This is a genomic window from Burkholderia sp. WP42, assembly GCF_000745665.1.
GTDB lineage: Bacteria > Pseudomonadota > Gammaproteobacteria > Burkholderiales > Burkholderiaceae > Burkholderia > Burkholderia vietnamiensis.
The window spans coordinates 100,530-120,336 of sequence record NZ_JQJT01000022.1 but is presented as its reverse complement, the minus strand read 5'-3'; the positions used below and the strand labels follow the sequence as shown (position 1 = coordinate 120,336).

The 19,807-nt window shown below is 68.3% G+C and carries 23 protein-coding genes and 1 riboswitch; of the genes, 22 read left to right on the top strand and 1 reads right to left on the bottom strand.

Annotation, left to right across the window (positions count from 1 at the left end):
- The first annotated feature begins 180 nt into the window (after positions 1–180).
- A complete protein-coding gene (locus tag EX20_RS14850; protein WP_034194002.1) occupies positions 181–423 on the top strand; it encodes a hypothetical protein in 243 nt (80 codons plus the stop codon).
- Positions 420–974 (top strand): RNA 2',3'-cyclic phosphodiesterase, encoded by a 555-nt coding sequence (gene thpR, locus EX20_RS14845; RefSeq protein WP_034194001.1) that lies wholly within the window; start codon positions 420–422, stop codon positions 972–974. The genes EX20_RS14850 and thpR overlap by 4 nt, the downstream gene beginning before the upstream one ends.
- Before the next feature lie 112 nt (positions 975–1,086).
- Here the strand turns inward: thpR and EX20_RS14840 are convergent, their stop codons facing one another.
- Entirely contained in the window at positions 1,087–2,853 is a 1,767-nt protein-coding gene (locus tag EX20_RS14840; RefSeq protein ID WP_014722304.1) for an ABC transporter ATP-binding protein/permease, read from the bottom strand.
- Between the two features lie 269 nt (positions 2,854–3,122).
- A riboswitch (TPP riboswitch) is annotated at positions 3,123–3,245 on the top strand.
- A gap of 234 nt (positions 3,246–3,479) precedes the next feature.
- Here EX20_RS14840 and EX20_RS14835 point away from each other — a divergent pair.
- From EX20_RS14835 to hisH, 20 genes are all read left to right on the top strand, one after another.
- Complete coding sequence (locus EX20_RS14835) at positions 3,480–4,631, top strand: FAD-dependent oxidoreductase (protein ID WP_034194000.1); 1,152 nt, start codon at positions 3,480–3,482, stop codon at positions 4,629–4,631.
- A gap of 32 nt (positions 4,632–4,663) precedes the next feature.
- The gene (gene thiS / locus EX20_RS14830; protein ID WP_011883040.1) at positions 4,664–4,861 is read left to right on the top strand and encodes a sulfur carrier protein ThiS; all 198 of its coding nucleotides are present in this window, start codon (positions 4,664–4,666) and stop codon (positions 4,859–4,861) included.
- A gap of 38 nt (positions 4,862–4,899) precedes the next feature.
- Positions 4,900–5,715 carry a thiazole synthase gene (locus EX20_RS14825; protein ID WP_011883041.1) on the top strand — a complete coding sequence of 272 codons (816 nt, stop codon included), beginning with the start codon at positions 4,900–4,902 and terminating at the stop codon, positions 5,713–5,715.
- The gene (gene thiE / locus EX20_RS30745) at positions 5,712–6,836 is read left to right on the top strand and encodes a thiamine phosphate synthase (RefSeq protein WP_034193999.1); all 1,125 of its coding nucleotides are present in this window, start codon (positions 5,712–5,714) and stop codon (positions 6,834–6,836) included. The genes EX20_RS14825 and thiE overlap by 4 nt, the downstream gene beginning before the upstream one ends.
- Positions 6,837–6,920: 84 nt before the next feature.
- Positions 6,921–7,742: an ABC transporter ATP-binding protein gene (locus tag EX20_RS14815; RefSeq protein ID WP_011883043.1), complete on the top strand. Its 822-nt coding sequence runs from the start codon at positions 6,921–6,923 to the stop codon at positions 7,740–7,742.
- On the top strand, positions 7,739–8,506 hold the full coding sequence (gene mlaE, locus EX20_RS14810; protein WP_011883044.1) for a lipid asymmetry maintenance ABC transporter permease subunit MlaE: 768 nt from the start codon (positions 7,739–7,741) through the stop codon (positions 8,504–8,506). Before EX20_RS14815 ends, mlaE begins: the two co-directional genes overlap by 4 nt.
- A gap of 24 nt (positions 8,507–8,530) precedes the next feature.
- Complete coding sequence (gene mlaD / locus EX20_RS14805; protein WP_034193998.1) at positions 8,531–9,097, top strand: outer membrane lipid asymmetry maintenance protein MlaD; 567 nt, start codon at positions 8,531–8,533, stop codon at positions 9,095–9,097.
- Positions 9,098–9,129: 32 nt separating this feature from the next.
- Positions 9,130–10,077, top strand: a complete 948-nt coding sequence (locus EX20_RS14800) for an MlaA family lipoprotein (RefSeq protein WP_011883046.1) — start codon at positions 9,130–9,132, stop codon at positions 10,075–10,077.
- Positions 10,078–10,201: 124 nt separating this feature from the next.
- Positions 10,202–10,831, top strand: a complete 630-nt coding sequence (locus EX20_RS14795) for an MlaC/ttg2D family ABC transporter substrate-binding protein (RefSeq protein WP_011883047.1) — start codon at positions 10,202–10,204, stop codon at positions 10,829–10,831.
- Positions 10,828–11,103, top strand: a complete 276-nt coding sequence (locus EX20_RS14790; protein ID WP_034193997.1) for an STAS domain-containing protein — start codon at positions 10,828–10,830, stop codon at positions 11,101–11,103. The genes EX20_RS14795 and EX20_RS14790 overlap by 4 nt, the downstream gene beginning before the upstream one ends.
- Positions 11,104–11,294: 191 nt before the next feature.
- Positions 11,295–12,221, top strand: a complete 927-nt coding sequence (locus EX20_RS14785; protein WP_011883049.1) for an ABC transporter ATP-binding protein — start codon at positions 11,295–11,297, stop codon at positions 12,219–12,221.
- A complete protein-coding gene (locus tag EX20_RS14780) occupies positions 12,218–12,973 on the top strand; it encodes an ABC transporter permease (protein WP_034193996.1) in 756 nt (251 codons plus the stop codon). The genes EX20_RS14785 and EX20_RS14780 overlap by 4 nt, the downstream gene beginning before the upstream one ends.
- Positions 12,974–13,024: 51 nt before the next feature.
- A complete protein-coding gene (locus EX20_RS14775) occupies positions 13,025–13,264 on the top strand; it encodes a BolA family protein (protein ID WP_006477131.1) in 240 nt (79 codons plus the stop codon).
- 13 nt (positions 13,265–13,277) lie between these two features.
- Positions 13,278–14,627, top strand: coding sequence for a UDP-N-acetylglucosamine 1-carboxyvinyltransferase (gene murA, locus EX20_RS14770; RefSeq protein ID WP_011883051.1), 1,350 nt, complete (start codon positions 13,278–13,280; stop codon positions 14,625–14,627).
- Complete coding sequence (gene hisG / locus EX20_RS14765) at positions 14,624–15,277, top strand: ATP phosphoribosyltransferase (RefSeq protein WP_011883052.1); 654 nt, start codon at positions 14,624–14,626, stop codon at positions 15,275–15,277. Before murA ends, hisG begins: the two co-directional genes overlap by 4 nt.
- A gap of 24 nt (positions 15,278–15,301) precedes the next feature.
- A complete protein-coding gene (gene hisD / locus EX20_RS14760) occupies positions 15,302–16,618 on the top strand; it encodes a histidinol dehydrogenase (protein ID WP_011883053.1) in 1,317 nt (438 codons plus the stop codon).
- 119 nt (positions 16,619–16,737) lie between these two features.
- On the top strand, positions 16,738–17,811 hold the full coding sequence (gene hisC, locus EX20_RS14755; protein WP_034193995.1) for a histidinol-phosphate transaminase: 1,074 nt from the start codon (positions 16,738–16,740) through the stop codon (positions 17,809–17,811).
- Between the two features lie 62 nt (positions 17,812–17,873).
- A complete protein-coding gene (gene hisB, locus EX20_RS14750; protein ID WP_006765368.1) occupies positions 17,874–18,461 on the top strand; it encodes an imidazoleglycerol-phosphate dehydratase HisB in 588 nt (195 codons plus the stop codon).
- A gap of 62 nt (positions 18,462–18,523) precedes the next feature.
- Entirely contained in the window at positions 18,524–19,144 is a 621-nt protein-coding gene (locus tag EX20_RS14745; protein ID WP_011883055.1) for a YchE family NAAT transporter, read from the top strand.
- The gene (hisH, locus tag EX20_RS14740; RefSeq protein WP_011883056.1) at positions 19,141–19,782 is read left to right on the top strand and encodes an imidazole glycerol phosphate synthase subunit HisH; all 642 of its coding nucleotides are present in this window, start codon (positions 19,141–19,143) and stop codon (positions 19,780–19,782) included. Before EX20_RS14745 ends, hisH begins: the two co-directional genes overlap by 4 nt.
- Positions 19,783–19,807: the final 25 nt, after the last annotated feature.

Genomic DNA, 19,807 nt, shown 5'->3' with positions numbered 1-19,807 from the left:
CGCGTCGACGCATCTTCGCGATGCGTCGCCTAATCTGATCACATCGGGTCGCGATGTCATGCGAGCGCCGATCGTTTCCGTTTGCGGTTTTCGGGCGGGCTGCCCGATCCGATCATGTCGTCCCGACGGCGGCGTTCGCGCGGCCGGCGCATATGACCGAGCCCTGTAGAAGGATTGAGGATGAGCGCATCCGTGCCTGGTCTGTTCAACGCCGTCTACGGGATCGTGCCGGCGATGGCGGTCGTCAACTTCGTTGCGAGCCTCGCGCCCGGCAAGCATGCGCGTGCCGCGTGGGGAGACTATCGCCGGCAGCGCATCGCTAAGCCGGCGTTCGCGCGCCACACGATCCCGGCACGCGCATGCGTGCTGCCGGCCGGCGCCGATGCGCTGGCCGACCCGCGCATCGCGGCGCGCGAATCATGAACGGCGACCGGCTCCGTGCATTCGTCGCGCTGATGCCCGATCGGGCATCGAGCGACGCGCTGCATGCGTTGCCGGTCACGCGCGGCGCACGCCGCACGCCGGCGGCCCAACTTCACGTGACGCTTGCGTTCATCGGCGCGATCGAACGCCCGCGGTGCGATCTGCTGGCCGCGCGTCTGCCGGCGCTCGCGGCCGCCCACGCGCTGCCGCTGCAGCCGGTCGAGCGGATCGCATGGTGGCCGAGCCTGCCGCGCGCCAGGCTGATCGTGGCCGAACTCGCGGCCGATCCCGCGTGCGCGGCGCTGAACGCGGCGTTGTCTGCGGTGTTGCGCGAGCTCGGCGTGCCGGCCGATCACCGGCCGTTCCGGCCGCACGTGACGCTCGCACGGCTGCCGCGCGACGCGGACGGGCAGCCCGCGCATGGCGGCGCGATCGGCCGGCCGCTCGCGCTGCGCTTCGACGCGCTGACGTTGTTCGAAAGCCGGTTGTCGCACGAAGGCGTGTCGCATGTGCCGATCGTGTCGGCGCCGATCGCGGCTGCGGGCGGGTAGGGCAGAAGGGACGGCGAGCCGGTGCAGCGCGCCGGCTCGTTGCTTCGCTGCATAACGAGTGCAGCGCTACTCAGGAATGCCGCGCCATGCAGGAACGCAGCGTTACAGGGCGCTACGCGGCAACCTTGTCGTCGTCGTTCACGCGCTCGACGTTGATCGTGCCGACGTGGAACTCAGCCAGCGCCTCGCGATGCGCGATGCTGACGATCGCCGCTTTCGGCAGCCGTTCGGCGAACAAGTGATAGAGCCGCGCTTCGTTGTCGGCGTCGAGCGCGCTCGTCGCTTCGTCGAGGAACAGGAAGTCGGGCTTGTGCAGCAGCACGCGCGCACCCGCGAGCCGCTGCTGTTCGCCGGGCGACAGCACGCGCGTCCAGTGGCCGGTTTCGTCCAGACGGTCGACGTAGCCTTCGAGGCGGCACGCGCGCAGCGCGTCGCGGCATGCGTCGTCGGTGAAGGCATCGGGCGCGGCCGGATAGGTGAGTGCGGCCTTCAGCGTGCCGATCGGCAGATAGCTCGTCTGCGGCACGAACATCAACCGCGCGCCGACCGGCGCGTCGATCGCGCCGTCGCCGAACGGCCACAGGCCCGCGAGCGCGCGCATGAAGGTGCTCTTGCCGGAACCCGACTTGCCGACCACCAGCCAGCGCGAGCCCGGCTCGATCGTCACGTTGCCGATGTTCGCGAGCGCGGTGCCGTTCGGCAGCGCGAGCTTCAGCGACGACGTCGACAGCTTCGCCGCATCGACGTAGTGCAGGTTGATGCCGCCATGCTCGGTCGCGGGCGACAGGCTTTCCTTCAGATGCGACGTGCCCATCACGCGCTTGAATTCGCGCAGACGGTTGACGGTCGCGCGCCATTCGACGAGGGTGCCGTAGCTGTTGATGAACCACGAGAACGAATCGCTGACGGTGTTGAACGCGGACGAGATCTGCATCAGCACGCCGAACGAGAAGGCACCCGCGAAATAGCGCGGCGCCGCGACGACGAGCGGGAAAATCATCGCGATCTGCCCGTAGAAGCTCAGCACGAACGTGAGGCGCTTCGTGTATTTCATCACGCGCCACCAGTTGTCGCGAATGCGCATGAACAGGCCCTGCGCGTTGGCGGTCTCGGTTTTCTCGCCGTCGTAGAACGCGATCTGCTCGGCGTTCTCGCGCACGCGGATCAGCCCGAAGCGGAAGTCGGCCTCGACGCGCTGCTGCTGGTAGTTGATCGACACGAGCGGGTGACCGACCTTCTGGATGATCACCGAGCCGACCACTGCGTACAGTGCGGCCGCCCACACCATGTAGCCGGGAATCGTGATCGGCGTCGCGCCGAGCGAGACGCTCAACGCGCCGGCAAGCGACCACAGGATCGTGATGAACGACACGAGCGTGACGACCGTCGACAGCAGGTCGAGCGACAGCGCGAGCGTCGTCGTCGCGAACGACTGGAGGTCGTCGGTGATCCGCTGGTCGGGGTTGTCGGCGAGGTGGTCGCGCTCGATCCGGTAGAACGCGCGATCGCCGAGCCACTGGCCCAGAATGCGGTCGGTGAGCCATTGGCGCCAGCGGAAGCCGAGCATCTGGCGCAGGTAGCGGCCGTACACCGCAAGGATGATGAAGCCGAACGCGAGCGCGGAGAACTGCATCAGCAGGTTCGGGAATTCGTGGACGTCCTTCGACTGCAGCGCGTTGTAGAACTGCGCGTTCCACTTGTTCAGTTTGACGTTGATCCAGACCACGCAGAGGTTGATCGCGACGATCGTGATCAACAGCCCCCACGCGACCTTCCATTCGGACGACACCCAGTAGGGCTTGATGAGGCTCCACGCGGATACCGGGCGCTCGTCCTGCGGCGCGGCGTCGGAGCGGACGGGATCGATCGATTGGGTCATGTGCTTCCTGGTGAGTGGCCGGCGCGCGGGCCGGGCGGACCGGACGCGCGCCGCGATACGAGATGCCGGCGACGAGGTGCCGACCGACAGCGGGCGTCGGGATGGTCGCCCGCGCGCCTTAAACGGCACTTAAGGCCGGCGGTGACGCGGCAACCGGCCGCTCGCGCAGCCGGCCTGCGGGCATTGTGCCAGAGCGGCGCGCTGCGACGGGCGAATTTGCCGCACGGGGACAGTTTGCGGCGCTTTCCGCTTTTATGGTCTAATGGCCGACGACGAAACAGGGGTGCTTCGAGTGCGGCCGCGGGTAGTTCCGGGCAGCGCTGCGAGGCTGAGAAAGACCCTTCGCACCCGATCCGGGTAATACCGGCGAGGGAAGTTTCTGATCCCGCCGGGCCGCGCTGGCCGCCATCCCACATGGTCAGCGCCCGAGTCCCGCCCGGCCGGCCTTTGCTGCCGGTTTCGTCCTTTTGGGTACGCGCATCGCGCGTTACGGAAGGAATGATGACCGCTCAATCTTCAGTCTTTTTCGCTGTTCCCGATCCGCTGCCGCGTGCGTCTGCACGAGGCGGCGCGCACGCGCCTGCGTCGGCCGTTCAGGCCCGCGCGCTTCGCATGGAGGGCGCACGATGAATCTCCGCACGTCGAACCTCGGCGCGTCGCGCCCGGATTTCGCGGTACTCGGCGGCGGCCTCGTCGGCCGCATGGTCGCCTGGCGACTCGCCGGCGACGGGCATCGCGTCGCCCTGTACGAGCGCGGCGGCCCCGGCGGCGAGCAGTCGGCCGCATGGATCGCCGCCGCGATGCTCGCGCCCGTCGCCGAGGCGGCGAGCGCCGAGCTGCTGATCACCGAGCTCGGTGTCGCGTCGCTCGCGCGCTGGCCGCAATGGCTCGCCGAGTTGCCGGAACCCGTGTTCTTCCAGCATCGCGGCACGCTGGTCGTCTGGCATCACGCCGATCGCGCGGAAGCGCCGCTGTTCGAGCGCCGCGTGCGCGCGAACGCGCCGGCCGAGCTGTTCGACGGCGGCTTCGTGGCGCTGGCCGGCGCGCAGGTGGATGCGGCCGAGCCCGCGCTCGCCGGCCGCTTCGCGCGCGGCCTGATGCTGCCGCGCGAAGGGCAGCTCGACAACCGGCAGGCGCTGCACGCGCTGGCGGCCGGCCTCGCGCAACGCAGCGTCGAGCTGCACTGGCACGCGACGATCGACGACGCGAACCGTCCCGACGCGCATTTCACGATCGATTGCCGCGGGCTCGGCGCGAAACCGGCGCTGCCGGCGCTGCGCGGCATCCGCGGCGAAGTCGCGCGCGTGCACGCGCCCGGCATCGGCCTCACGCGGCCGGTGCGGCTGCTGCATCCGCGCTATCCGCTGTACATCGCGCCGAAGCAGGACGACCTGTACGTGATCGGCGCGACCGAGGTGGAAGGCGAGGACATGTCGCCCGTCAGCGTGCGCTCGGCGCTCGAGCTGCTGAGCGCGGCGTTCTCCGTGCACCCGGCGTTCGGCGAGGCGCGCATCCTCGAACTGAATTCGCAGTGCCGCCCGACGCTGCCCGATCACCGCCCCGCGGTGATCTGGGACGGCGCGACGACGCTCGCGGTCAACGGCCTGTACCGGCACGGCTTCATGATCGCGCCGGAAGTCGCGCAGGCGGCCGCCGCGCTCGCGCAGGCGGCGCTCGGCGGCGCGTTCGCCGATGCCGACGCGTTTGCCGCGTGGCGCGACGCCGCGCGCTGGCCGACGCTCCTTCATCACCGCGACGACGCGCGCCAGCCGGCCTGACGCGCGCCGCCGACCGAATCCGACCGAGCCTCATGGATATCCAGATCAACCAGCAGACCCTGACGCTGCCCGACGGCGCGACCGTCGCCGATGCGCTCGCCGCGTACGGCGCGCGCCCGCCGTACGCGGTCGCGCTGAACGGCACGTTCGTCGCGCGCACGCAGCATGCGGCGCGCGCACTCGCGGCGGGCGACAAGCTCGACGTGGTGCATCCCGTCGCAGGCGGCTGAGCGTCGCCGCGTTGCCCCCGCTCTTCCAGGAAAACGACATGACGTCCCACACTTCCGCCGACGCACTCACGCTCTACGGCGCAACCTTCGCAAGCCGCGTACTGCTCGGCACGTCGCGCTATCCGTCGCTGCAGTCGCTGTCCGATTCGATCGACGCGTCGCGCCCCGGGATGGTGACCGTCGCGCTGCGCCGGCAGATGACGGGCGGCACAGCCGAGGCCGGCTTCTTCGATCTGCTCAAGCGCCACGCGGTGCCGCTGCTGCCGAACACGGCCGGCTGCCAGACCGTCGCCGAGGCCGTGACGACCGCGCACATGGCGCGCGAGGTGTTCGACACCGACTGGATCAAGCTGGAGCTGATCGGCGACGACTACACGCTGCAGCCCGACCCGGTCGGGCTGATCGAGGCAGCCGCGCAACTGGTCAAGGACGGCTTCAAGGTGCTTCCGTACTGCACCGAGGATCTCGTGATCGGCCGCCGCCTGCTCGACGTCGGCTGCGAGGCGCTGATGCCGTGGGGCGCGCCGATCGGCACCGGCAAGGGCGTCGTGAACCCGTACGGGCTGCGCGTGCTGCGCGAACGGCTGCCCGACGTGCCGCTGATCGTCGACGCCGGGCTCGGCGTGCCGTCGCATGCGTGCCAGGTGATGGAGTGGGGCTTCGACGGCGTGCTGCTGAACACGGCCGTGTCGCAGGCCACGCATCCGGAGATCATGGCGCGTGCGTTCGCCCAGGGCGTCGAAGCCGGCCGCGCCGCATACCTGGCCGGCCCGATGGACGCCCGCGAGACCGCGCATGCGAGCACGCCGGTCGTCGGCATGCCGTTCTGGCACCAGGACGGAGGCGGCGCATGAGCGCGCGCTTCGCCGACGCGTTCTGGCCGCCGGCCGACGAACTGGCCGAGGCGGCCGAGCGGATTCGCGCGCGCCTGGGCGACTGGCCGGCCGCGGCGACGCCGTGGCGCATCTGCGTCGCCGCGCCGGACGTGCCGGCCGACGGCGACGTGCTGATCGTGTCGGCCGGCGACCGGGCGGCCCAGGTGCGCGCGTCGGCCGCATCGCGCCCGGCGTCCGCCGACGCGGTCGCGATCGAATTCGACGAGCGCGGCGCGGTGCTGCATGCCGCCGGCGCGCGCCATGCGCTCGAAGGTGCCCATCCGCTCGCCGACGACTGGATCGCCGCGCTCGCGGCGTTCCTCGATTGCGGCTTCGCGCCGCTCGACGCGCTGGTGCTCGCGCTGGCGTGGCGCGACGGCGACGAAACCGGCGACGCGGACCCCTGGCCCGTCGACCCGGCACGATTCCCGCGCGTAGCCGGCCTGCCGGCCGCGCCGGAGCCCGCGTTCCCGCCGTGTCCGGCGCAACTGGGCCTGTATCCGGTGGTGCCCGACGCCGAATGGGTCGAACGCCTGCTCGATTGCGGCGTGCGCACCGTGCAGCTGCGGGTCAAGGGCGCGACTCCGGACGCGCTGCGCCGCGAGATCGCGCGCGCGGTGGCGGCAGGCCGGCGCTATCCGGATGCGCGCGTGTTCATCAACGATCACTGGCAGATCGCCGTAGAAGAAGGCGCGTACGGCGTACATCTGGGCCAGGAAGACCTCGACACGGCCGATCTCGCGACCATCGCGCGGGCCGGCCTGCGGCTCGGACTGTCGAGCCACGGTTATTACGAGATGTTGCGCGCGTTGCACGAGCGCCCGAGCTATCTGGCGCTCGGTCCCGTGTTCGCGACCGCGACCAAGGCGGTCGCCGCGCCGCCGCAGGGCCTCGCGCGGATCGCGCGCTATGCGCGCTTCGCGGCGGCGCGTGCGCCGCTGGTGGCGATTGGCGGCGTCAGCCTGGACGTGCTGCCGGACGTGCTGGCGACGGGCGTCGGCAGCGTCGCGGTGGTCAGCGCCATCACGGGCGCGGCCGATTATCGGGCGGCGGTTATTGCGTTGCAGCAATGGTTTGCCCGACAATTTGACAATCGTTGACCGCAGGGCTCGAAACGCCGTCGCGACATCATTCCGATGCAGGCCCTATAATTCGGCGTTCTGCGTAAAAGGACTGTCAGCTCCGTGAGCCCCACTCCTCCCGACACACTGCTGGAACTTCGCGACGTCGACTTCGGCTACGGCGACCGCCTCGTGCTGTCGAACCTGAACATGCGCTTCGGGCGCGGCCGGGTCGTGGCCGTGATGGGCGGGTCGGGTTGCGGCAAGACGACCGTGCTGCGGCTGATCGGCGGCCTGGTGCGCGCGAGCCGCGGCCAGGTGCTGTTCGACGGCGCCGACGTCGGCGCCCAGACGCGCGACGGCCTGTACGCGCTGCGCCGCAAGATGGGCATGCTGTTCCAGTTCGGCGCGCTGTTTACCGACATGTCGGTGTTCGAGAACGTCGCGTTCGCGCTGCGTGAGCACACCGACCTGCCCGACGACCTGATCCGCGATCTCGTGCTGATGAAGCTGAACGCGGTCGGGCTGCGCGGCGCCCGCGACCTGATGCCGTCCGAGGTATCGGGCGGGATGGCGCGACGCATCGCGCTCGCGCGCGCGATCGCGCTCGATCCCGAGCTGATCATGTACGACGAGCCGTTCGCCGGCCTCGATCCGATCTCGCTCGGCATCACCGCGAACCTGATCCGCACGCTGAACGAGGCGCTCGGCGCGACGTCGATCCTCGTCACGCACGACGTGCCCGAATCGTTCGCGATCGCCGACTACGTGTACTTCCTGGCCAATGGCGGCGTGCTCGCGCAGGGCACGCCGGCCGAGCTGCGCGCATCGACCGATCCGAGCGTGCGCCAGTTCATCGACGGCGCGCCGGACGGCCCGTACAAATTTCATTACACGAGCGCGCCGCTGGCGGCGGATTTCGGGCTCGGCGGAGGACGCGCATGATCAGCGCGATCGGACGTTACGTCATCGGCGGCCTCGAGCGCGCGGGCTACGGCACGCGGTTGTTCGTGCGCCTCGTGCTGGAATTCTTCCCGCTGCTGCGCCGGCCTCGGCTCGTCACCAAGCAGATCCACTTCCTCGGCAACTACTCGTTCGTGATCATCGCCGTGTCGGGGCTGTTCGTCGGCTTCGTGCTCGGGCTGCAGGGCTACTACACGCTGAATCGCTACGGGTCCGAGCAGGCACTCGGGCTGCTCGTCGCGCTGTCGCTGGTGCGCGAGCTGGGGCCGGTCGTGACCGCGCTGCTGTTCGCGGGCCGCGCCGGCACGTCGCTGACCGCCGAAATCGGCCTGATGAAGGCCGGCGAACAGCTGACCGCGCTCGAGATGATGGCCGTCGACCCGCTGAAGACGGTGATCGCGCCTCGCCTGTGGGCCGGCATCATCGCGATGCCGCTGCTCGCGGCGATCTTCAACGCGGTCGGCGTGCTCGGCGGCTATTTCGTCGGCGTGGTGCTGATCGGCGTCGATCCGGGCGCGTTCTGGTCGCAGATGCAGGGCGGTGTCGAGGTCTGGGCCGACGTCGGCAACGGCGTGATCAAGAGCATCGTGTTCGGATTCGCCGTCACCTTCATTGCGCTGTTTCAGGGGTATGAAGCGAAGCCCACGCCCGAGGGCGTGTCGCGCGCGACGACCAAGACGGTCGTGTTCGCGTCGCTCGCCGTACTCGGCCTCGATTTCCTGCTGACCGCGCTGATGTTCAGCTAAGCCTCAGCCAAGCCAAATTTTGGAATGACGATGAAAAAGACTGCTCTCGACTTCTGGGTCGGCCTGTTCGTGGTGGTGGGCTTCCTTGCCGTGCTGTTCCTTGCGCTCAAGGTCGGCAACATGAGCTCGCTGTCGTTTCAGCCGACCTACTCGGTGCGGATGAAATTCGACAACATCGGCGGGCTGAAGCCGCGCGCGGCCGTGAAGAGCGCGGGCGTCGTGGTCGGCCGCGTGAAGTCGGTCGGCTTCGACACCAACACGTACCAGGCGGTCGTGACGATCGACGTCGACGGCCAATACCAGTTCCCGAAGGATTCGTCGGCGAAGATCCTGACGTCCGGGCTGCTCGGCGAGCAGTACATCGGCCTCGATCCGGGCGGCGACACGGAAATGTTGAAGTCGGGCGATACGATCACGATGACGCAGTCGGCGATCGTGCTCGAGAACCTGATCGGCCAGTTCCTGTACAGCAAGGCGGCCGACGCGGGCGGCGCGAAGCCCGCCGCCGCGGCGCCGGCTGCACCGGCCGCGCCCGCACCTGCACCGGTGGCGGTGCCGGCCTCCGCGGTGTCCGGCTCGGCCGCCCAATAACCACACGAGAACAAGAGAAGAGGGTAATGACCATGCAGACGATCCGCATCAGACATGCCGCGCTGGCCGTGGCGGCAGTCGCCGCGTTGAGCGGTTGCGCGACCGTGCAGACGCCGACCAAGGGCGATCCGCTCGAGGGCTTCAACCGGTCGATGTACAAGTTCAACGACACCGTCGACACGTACGCGCTGAAGCCGGTGGCGAAGGGCTATCAATACGTGGTGCCGCAGCCGGTGCGCGACAGCGTGACCAACTTCTTCTCGAACATCGGCGACGTCTACATCGCCGCGAACAACATCGTGCAGCTGCGCATCGCCGACGGGGTGGGCGACATCATGCGGGTCGTGATCAACACGGTGTTCGGCGTCGGCGGCCTGTTCGACGTCGCGACGGTCGCGAAACTGCCGAAGCACACGGCCGACTTCGGCGTCACGATGGGCCGCTACGGCGTGCCGGCCGGCCCGTACCTGGTGCTGCCGCTGCTCGGCCCGAGCACGCTGCGCGACACGGCGGGCCTCGGCGTCGACTACATCGGCAACCCGCTCACCTACGTGAAGCCGGACGGATTGAGCTGGGGCCTGTTCGGCGTGAACCTCGTGAACACGCGTGCGAACCTGCTCGGCGCAGGCGACGTGCTCGACGCGGCCGCGCTCGACAAGTATTCGTTCGTCCGCAACGCGTATCTGCAGCGCCGCCAGATGCTGATCAACAACGCTCGCGGCGAAGCCGCCACGGCGTCGGGCAGCGATGCGCTGCCGAAGTACGACCTGCCGGACGACGGCGCGGCTCCGGCTACCGCCGGCGCCGCAGCCGTCGGCGGCGCGACCGCGCCGGCCGGTGCGTCGGGCGCGGCGATTGCGGCACCGGCATCCGGCGCCGCCGAGGCGCCGAACCCGGCGAGCGCGACGAACGTGCCGGCGATGCAGATGACGCCGCCGTCGCCGGGCGGCTTCCGCTTCCCGAGCATCAAGCTGCACTGAGAAGCTGCACTGAGCCGCTTACATTCGTTACAGCCGGAAACGATTCAGTCGGTGGCGCGCGCGAACTTGCGCGTAAGCTACCGGCTCAAAGCTTTGCCTCGACTCATTCACGCAGGTCATTACGATGAAAAAACTGTTCCTGATCCCCGTATTCGCGACGTTGTTCTCGTTCGGCAGCGCGGCGCACGCGCAAGTCGACCAGTCGAATCCGCAGGGTTTGATCAAGACGGCGACGCAGCAGGTGCTCGATGAAGTCAAGCAGCAGACGATCAAGCAGGGCGACACCAACCGCATCATCACGATCGTCAACAAGGACATCCTGCCGTACACCGATTTCCGCCGCACCACGCAGCTCGCGATGGGCCGCAACTGGCGCGCCGCGACGGCCGAGCAGCAGCAGCAGGTTCAGGAGCAGTTCAAGCTGCTGCTGATCCGCACGTACTCGGGCGCGCTCGCGCAGCTGAAGCCCGACCAGCAGATCCAGTACCCGCCGTTCCGCGCCGATCCGGCCGACACCGACGTCGTCGTGAAGACGGTCGCGATGAACAACGGCCAGCCGGTGCAGATCGACTACCGCCTGTACAAGACGGCCAACGGCTGGAAGGTGTACGACCTCAACGTGCTCGGCGCGTGGCTGATCCAGACGTATCAGCAGCAGTTCAACGAGAAGATCCAGCAAAGCGGCGTGGACGGCCTGATCAAGTTCCTCACGCAGCGCAACCAGGAGCTTGCCGCCGGCAAGCAGGCGTCGTGAGCGGCTTCCAAGCCGGCTCCTCGATGACCGTCGCGAGCGCGAAGGCCGCGCTCGCGGACGGTCTTGCGCGCATCGACGCGGGCGCGAGCGCCGTCGATTGCGCGACGCTGACGCAGTTCGATTCGTCGGCGCTCGCCGTGCTGCTCGCCTGGCAACGTGCCGCCCAAGCGCGCGGCACGACGCTCGACATCGTCAACCTCCCTCCCAAGCTCGCGAGCCTCGCGCGCGCGTATGGCGTCGACGCCCTGCTCGACGGCACCGGCCGACATTGACGCTGCCCGATCGAAGCCTGCCGCACCAGCCGGCGCGCGCACGCTTCGGGCCGCGCGCCGTCGGCGCCGGCTCCACCAGCCGGTTTGCCCTATAATCAAGCGTTTTGCGGGGCTGCCAATCGGCGTCCGGCCCCGTTTTCATTCGCAGCAAGCACAGAATAGGCGTCGCGGCCGTTGCGCCGCGCACAGTCATGTCAGCCATAGAAATCCGTCACGTCAAGAAGCGCTACAAGTCGCTTCAGGCGCTCAAGGGCGTCAGCCTGTCGGTCGAGGAAGGCGAGTTTTTCGGTCTGCTCGGCCCCAACGGCGCAGGCAAGACCACGCTCATCAGCATCCTCGCCGGGCTCGCCCGGGCCGATGAAGGCAGCATTTCGGTGCGCGGCCACGACGTCGTCAAGGATTTCCGCGGCGCGCGCCGCGCGCTCGGCGTGGTGCCGCAGGAGCTCGTGTTCGATCCGTTCTTCACCGTGCGCGAGACGCTGCGGATCCAGTCCGGCTATTTCGGGCTGCGCCGCAACGACGACTGGATCGACGAGGTGATGGCCAATCTCGACCTCACCGAGAAGGCCGATGCGAACATGCGCGCGCTGTCGGGCGGGATGAAGCGCCGCGTGCTGGTCGCGCAGGCGCTCGTGCATCGGCCGCCCGTGATCGTGCTCGACGAGCCGACCGCCGGCGTCGACGTCGAACTGCGCCAGACGCTGTGGAAGTTCATCTCGCGGCTGAACCGCGAGGGCCACACGATCGTCCTCACGACCCATTACCTCGAGGAAGCCGAGTCGCTGTGCGACCGCATCGCAATGCTGCGTCGCGGCGAAGTGGTCGCGCTCGACCGCACCGACGCGCTGCTGCGCCGCTTCGCGGGGCTGCAGCTGTATCTGCGGCTCGCGACCGGCGCGCTGCCCGCCGAGCTGCGCGGGCTGGAGACCGATCCGGCCGCGCGCGCGCCGGGCGAGCATCTGCTGCGCCTCACCAACTACGACGATGTCGAACGCATCCTCGCGCAATGCCGCGCGGCCGGCTGCACGTTCGACGAGATCGAGATCCGCAAGGCGGATCTCGAGGATGTGTTCGTCCAGGTGATGAACGGGGCCGAGGTCATCGAGGGTTTGGCATGAGCGGGTTTCAAACGCTGTTCTACAAGGAACTGCTGCGCTTCTGGAAGGTGTCGTTCCAGACGGTCTGTGCGCCGATCGTCACGGCGCTGCTGTACCTGACGATCTTCGGCCACGCGCTGTCGGGCCGCATCGAGGTGTACCCGGGCGTCGAATACGTGAGCTTTCTGGTGCCGGGCCTCGTGATGATGAGCGTGCTGCAGAACGCATTCGCGAACAGCTCGTCGTCGCTGATCCAGTCGAAGATCACCGGCAACCTGGTGTTCATGCTGCTGCCGCCGCTGTCCTACAAGGACATCTTCGGCGCGTACGTGCTCGCCTCGGTCGTGCGCGGGCTCGCGGTCGGCACCGGCGTGTTCGTCGTGACGATCTGGTTTATCCCGATGCATTTCGCGGCGCCGTTGTTCATCATCGCGTTCGCGCTGCTCGGATCCGCGATCCTCGGCACGCTCGGGCTGATCGCCGGGATCTGGGCCGAGAAGTTCGACCAGCTCGCCGCGTTCCAGAACTTCCTGATCATGCCGCTGACGTTCCTGTCCGGCGTGTTCTATTCGACGCACTCGCTGCCGCCCGTGTGGCGCGAGATCTCGCGTCTCAACCCGTTTTTCTACATGATCGACGGCTTCCGTTACGGGTTCTTCGGCGCGTCCGACATCAACCCGCTCGAGAGCCTCGCGATCGTCACCGGTTTCTTCGTGCTGCTCGCGATGTTCGCGATGCGGCTGCTCGCGACCGGCTACAAACTGCGTCATTGATATCGACAGGCAGCGGCCGCCGCGGGCGGCGCGCGCCGACAGGAGCCCCTCATGTTGCCGACTCCCGAACAGGTCAAGCAATACATCGCCGGCGGTCTCGCCTGCACCCATCTGGAAGTCGAAGGCGACGGCCAGCATTTCTTCGCGACGATCGTGTCGGCGGCCTTCGAAGGCAAGCGACCGATCCAGCGGCACCAGCTCGTCTATGCGGCGCTCGGCGATCGCATGAAGCAGGAAATCCACGCGCTCAGCATGAAGACGCTGACGCCCGCCGAATGGCAGAACGCATAACCGGAACCACTGAGTGCAAGTCACCGCCAACGAGCGCGACGCCGTCGAGAGCGTCGCCACGGCACACCCGGCCGCCAACGGGGAATCGCAGGGACACGGGATGGACAAGCTGGTGATCGAAGGCGGCCGCCGGCTGTCCGGCGAGATCGTCGTGTCGGGCGCGAAGAATGCGGCGCTGCCGATTCTCTGTGCGGGCCTGCTCAGCGCCGAGCCCGTCGAGCTCGACAACGTGCCGAACCTGAAGGACGTGCGCACCACGCTGAAGGTCCTGAACCAGATGGGCGTGCAGAGCGAAACGGACGGCTGCCGCGTGCGGCTCGACGCGTCGCGCGTCGACAACCTGGTCGCGCCGTACGAGCTCGTCAAGACGATGCGCGCGTCGATCCTCGTGCTGGGGCCGCTGCTCGCGCGCTTCGGCGAGGCGAAGGTGTCGCTGCCGGGCGGCTGCGCGATCGGCGCGCGCCCGGTCGACCAGCACATCAAGGGCCTGCAGGCGATGGGCGCCGAGATCAGCATCGAGCACGGCTTCATCGAGGCGCGCGCGAAGCGGCTGAAAGGCGCCCGCATCGTCACCGACATGATCACGGTCACGGGGACGGAAAACCTGCTGATGGCCGCGACGCTCGCTGACGGCGAAACGGTGATCGAGAACGCGGCGCGCGAGCCCGAAGTGAGCGATCTCGCACACTTGCTGGTCGCGATGGGCGCGAAAATCGACGGCATCGGCACCGACCGTCTCGTGATCCAGGGCGTCGAGCGCCTGCACGGCGCGCGCCATTCGGTGATCCCCGACCGCATCGAGGCCGGCACGTTCCTGTGCGCGGTCGCGGCGGCCGGCGGCGACGTGATGCTGACGGGCGTGCGCCCGCACATCCTCGACGCGGTGATCGACAAGCTGCGCGAGGCAGGCGTGTCGATCGACGAAGGCGACAGCTGGCTGCGCGTGCGGATGGACCGCCGCCCGTCGGCCGTGACGATCCGCACGTCCGAATATCCGGCGTTCCCGACCGACATGCAGGCGCAGTTCATGGCCCTCAATACGGTGGCGTCGGGCACGGCGCAGGTCGTGGAGACCATCTTCGAGAACCGCTTCATGCACGTGCAGGAACTGAACCGGCTCGGCGCGAACATCACGATCGACGGCAACACCGCGCTCGTGACGGGCGTCGACAAGCTGTCCGGCGCGAACGTGATGGCGACCGACCTGCGCGCGTCGGCGAGCCTCGTGATCGCCGGGCTGCGCGCGGAAGGCGAGACGCTCGTCGACCGCATCTATCATCTGGACCGCGGCTACGACCGCATGGAAACGAAATTGACCGCCGTCGGCGCCAACGTGCGCCGCCTCTCCGGGAGCCAAGCATGAGCGCGCCGTTGACCCTCGCCCTGTCGAAGGGCCGGATTTTCGAGGAAACCCTGCCGCTGCTGGCAGCCGCCGGCGTGCAGGTGGCCGAAGACCCTGAAACCTCGCGCAAGCTGATCCTGCCGACGACCGACCCGAACCTGCGCGTGATCATCGTGCGCGCGAGCGACGTGCCGACCTACGTCGAATACGGCGCGGCCGATTTCGGCGTGGCCGGCAAGGACGTGCTGGTCGAGCACGGCGGCTCGGGCCTGTATCAACCGATCGATCTGAACATTGCCCGCTGCCGGATGTCGGTGGCGGTGCCGGCCGGTTTCGACTACGCGAACGCGGTGCGCCAGGGCGCGCGCCTGCGGGTTGCGACCAAGTACGTCGAGACGGCCCGCGAACACTTCGCCGCGAAGGGCGTGCACGTCGACCTCATCAAGCTGTACGGCTCGATGGAGCTCGCGCCGCTCGTCGGGCTGGCCGACGCGATCGTCGACCTGGTCAGCTCGGGCGGCACGCTGAAGGCGAACAATCTGGTCGAGGTCGAGGAGATCATGTCGATCTCGTCGCGCCTCGTCGTGAACCAGGCTGCGCTGAAGTTGAAGCGCACGGCGCTCAAGCCGTTCCTCGACGCGTTCGAACGCGCGTCGCAGAATGGCAACTGAGCGCATCACCGTAACGGAACTCCCATGGCCATCACCATCCGCAAACTCGATTCGACGCGCGACGGCTTCGACGCCGAGCTGCGTACGTTGCTCGCCTTCGAGGCGAGCGAGGACGAAGCGATCGAGCAGTCGGTCGCGAAGATCCTCGCCGACGTGAAATCGCGCGGCGACGCCGCGGTGCTCGAATACACGAACCGCTTCGACCGGCTCGACGCGGACAGCGTCGCCGCCCTCGAACTGCCGCAGGACGCGCTGCAGGCCGCGCTCGACGGCCTCGCGCCGAAGGCGCGCGCGGCGCTCGAAGCCGCGGCCGCACGCGTGCGTGCGTACCACGAGAAGCAGAAGATCGAGTGCGGCACGCACAGCTGGCAGTACACGGAAAGCGACGGCACGGTGCTCGGCCAGAAGATCACGCCGCTCGACCGCGTCGGGCTCTACGTGCCGGGCGGCAAGGCCGCCTATCCGTCGTCGGTGCTGATGAACGCGATTCCGGCGCGCGTGGCGGGCGTCGGCGAGATCGTGATGGTCGTACCGACCCCCGACGGCGTGAAGAACGACCTCGTGCTGGCCGCCGCGCTGCTCGGCGGCGTCGATCGCGTGTTCACCATCGGCGGCGCGCAGGCGGTCGGCGCGCTCGCGTACGGCACGGCCACGGTGCCGCCGGTCGACAAGATCTGCGGCCCGGGCAATGCGTACGTCGCATCGGCGAAGCGCCGCGTGTTCGGCACGGTCGGCATCGACATGATCGCCGGCCCGTCGGAAATCCTCGTGCTGTGCGACGGCACGACCGATCCGAGCTGGGTCGCGATGGACCTGTTCTCGCAGGCCGAGCACGACGAGCTCGCGCAGTCGATCCTGCTGTGCCCGGACGGCGCGTTCCTCGAGCGCGTCGAGAAGGCGATCGACGAGCTGCTGCCGACGATGCCGCGTCAGGACGTGATCCGCGCGTCGCTCGAAGGGCGCGGCGCGCTGATCAAGGTGCGCGACATGGCCGAAGCGTGCCGGATCGCGAACGACATCGCGCCCGAGCACCTCGAAATTTCCGCGCTCGAGCCGCAGCAATGGGGCCAGCAGATCCGCCATGCCGGCGCGATCTTCCTCGGCCGCTACACGAGCGAGAGCCTCGGCGATTACTGCGCCGGCCCGAACCACGTGCTGCCGACCTCGCGCACCGCGCGCTTCTCGTCGCCGCTCGGCGTGTACGACTTCATCAAGCGCTCGAGCGTGATCGAAGTCAGCGCCGAAGGCGCGCAGACGCTCGGCGAGATCGCCTCCGAGCTCGCCTACGGCGAAGGGCTGCAGGCGCACGCGCGCAGCGCCGAACTGCGGATGAGGGGATGACACGCGCCGGCGCCGACGCGAACGCATCGGCGCCGCAGCGTGAGGAGACTCCGTGCAGGGCGGCAGCCGCCGCCTTGCCGACCATTTGATGCCGGCGCGACGCACGCCGGCTGGACACCATGACCACGCCACAAGACATCATCCGCCGCGACGTGCTCGCGATGACGAGCTACCCGGTGCCCGACGCGAGCGGCTTCGTGAAGCTCGACGCGATGGAGAACCCGTATTCGCTGCCCGCGCCGCTCGCCGCCGCGCTCGGCGAGCGCCTCGCGCAGGTCGCGCTGAACCGCTACCCGGCGCCGCGCCCCGGTGCGCTGCTGGACAAGCTGCGCCGCACGATGGGCGTGCCGGCCGCGTGCGACGTGCTGCTCGGCAACGGCTCCGACGAGATCATCAGCATGATGTCGGTCGCCTGCGCGAAGCCGGGCGCGAAGGTGCTCGCGCCGGTGCCGGGCTTCGTGATGTACGAGCTGTCGGCGAAGTTCGCGCAGCTCGAGTTCGTCGGCGTGCCGCTGAAGGCCGACCTGACGCTCGACGCAGACGCAATGATCGCGGCGATCGCCGAGCACCGGCCGGCGCTCGTCTATCTGGCGTACCCGAACAATCCGACCGGCACGCTGTACGACGCAGCCGACGTCGAGCGGATCATCGCGGCTGCGCGGCACAGCCTCGTCGTGATCGACGAGGCGTACCAGCCGTTCGCGCAGCACTCGTGGCTGCCGCGCGCGGCCGAGTTCGACAACGTCGTCGTGATGCGCACGGTGTCGAAGCTCGGGCTCGCCGGGATCCGCCTCGGCTATCTCGCCGGGCTGCCCGCGTGGCTGACCGAATTCGACAAGGTGCGCCCGCCGTACAACATCAACGTGCTGACGCAGGCGACCGTGGATTTCCTGCTCGACCACCTCGACGTGCTCGACGCGCAGGCAGCCGAGCTGCGTGCGGAACGCACGCGCGTCGCGCAGGCGGTCGCCGCGCTGCCGGGCGTGACCGTGTTCCCGAGCGCCGGCAATTTCCTGCTGGTGCGCGTGCCCGATGCGGCCGCCGTGTTCGATGCATTGCTCACCGAGCGGGTGTTGATCAAAAACGTGAGTAAAATGCACCCATTGTTGGCCGAATGCGTGCGACTGACCGTCGGTTCCCCGGACGAAAACGCACGCCTCCTGGCTGCGCTGAAACTCGCACTGCCCGGTTGAGCCGGGCGCGCGGCGCGCAACGATCAACCCCCATTTACATCAGACTCATTCAAGGAATTGCCATGCGTGTGGCGGAAGTCGTTCGCAATACCAGCGAAACGCAGATCCGTGTGAAGCTCGACCTCGACGGTACGGGCCGGCAGAAGCTGGCCACCGGCGTGCCGTTTCTCGACCATATGCTCGACCAGATCGCGCGCCATGGTCTGATCGATCTCGAGGTCGAAGCGCATGGCGACACGCATATCGACGACCACCATACCGTCGAAGACGTCGGCATCACCCTCGGCCAGGCGGTCGCGAAGGCCGTGGGCGACAAGAAGGGCATCCGGCGCTATGGCCATTCGTACGTGCCGCTCGACGAGGCGCTGTCGCGCGTCGTGATCGACTTTTCGGGCCGGCCGGGCCTCGAATTCCACGTGCCGTTCACGCGCGCGCGCATCGGCACCTTCGACGTCGACCTGTCGATCGAATTCTTCCGCGGGTTCGTGAACCACGCGGGCGTCACGCTGCACATCGACAACCTGCGCGGGATCAACGCGCACCATCAGCTCGAAACGGTGTTCAAGGCCTTCGGTCGCGCGCTGCGTGCGGCGGTCGAGCTCGACGAGCGCGCGGCGGGGCAGATTCCGTCGACGAAGGGCAGCCTCTAACTTCCGGACGGACAGGACGCCAACGACAACCTGACGGCTTCGGCGCGCCGCGCCGGCTCGCGATGGATCTGCTCAAATCGTTCATTTCGCTGCTTGCGCTGATCAATCCGGTCGGCGCGGTGCCGTTCTTCCTGAGCCTGACCGCGCAGCAGACGGAGCACGAGCGGCGCCGCACGATCCGGATCGCGTCGGTGTCGGTGTTCTGCGTGATGACGATCACGACGCTGCTCGGCCAGCAGATCATCGATTTCTTCGGCATTTCGGTCGGCTCGCTCGAAGTGGGCGGCGGGATCATCATGCTGCTGATGGCGATCAACATGCTGAACGCGCAGATCGGCAATACGCGATCGACGCCCGAGGAACGCGACGAGGCCGAGCTGAAGGACAACATCGCGGTCGTGCCGCTGGCGATTCCGCTGCTGACGGGCCCCGGCTCGATCAGCACGGCGATCATCTATGCGGCGAACTCGCATCACTGGTATGAACGGGCGGGGCTCGTCGCGATCGGCGCGGTCCTCGCTCTGCTGTGTTTCCTCGCGATGCGGCTTGCCGAGCCGATCGCGAACTGGATCGGCCGCACCGGCATCAACATCGCCACGCGGCTGATGGGTCTGATGCTGTCGGCGCTGGCGGTGGAATTCATCGTCAATGGACTGAGGGCACTACTGCCTGCACTGAGATGAAAACTTCGATTGCGATTGTGGATTATGGGATGGGCAACCTGCGCTCGGTGGCGCAGGCGCTCAAGAAGGCCGAACCGGCCGCCGACGTGGCGATCGTCGACACGCCGGCCGCGATTCGCGCGGCCGACCGCGTCGTGCTGCCCGGCCAGGGCGCGATGCCCGACTGCATGCGCTGCCTCGGCGAATCGGGACTGCAGGAGGCGGTGCTCGAGGCGTCGCGCACGAAGCCGCTGCTCGGCGTGTGCGTGGGCGAGCAGATGCTGTTCGACTGGAGCGCGGAAGGCGACACGAAGGGCCTCGGCCTGTTGCCGGGCAAGGTTCTGCGCTTCGAGCTCGAAGGCCGGCTGCAGGACGACGGCTCGCGCTTCAAGGTGCCGCAGATGGGCTGGAACCGCGTGCATCAGTCGCGCTCGCACCCGCTGTGGGAAGGCGTGCCCGACGACGCGTATTTCTACTTCGTGCACAGCTACTACGTGAGCCCGGAGAACCCGCAGCACACGGTGGGCGAGACGGCCTACGGCGCGCCGTTTACGTCCGCAGTCGCGCGCGACAACATCTTCGCGACCCAATTCCATCCGGAGAAGAGCGCGGAGGTCGGCTTGCGTCTGTATCGCAACTTCGTGCACTGGCAGCCGTGAACGTCGCGTCCGAGCCACAGTGGGC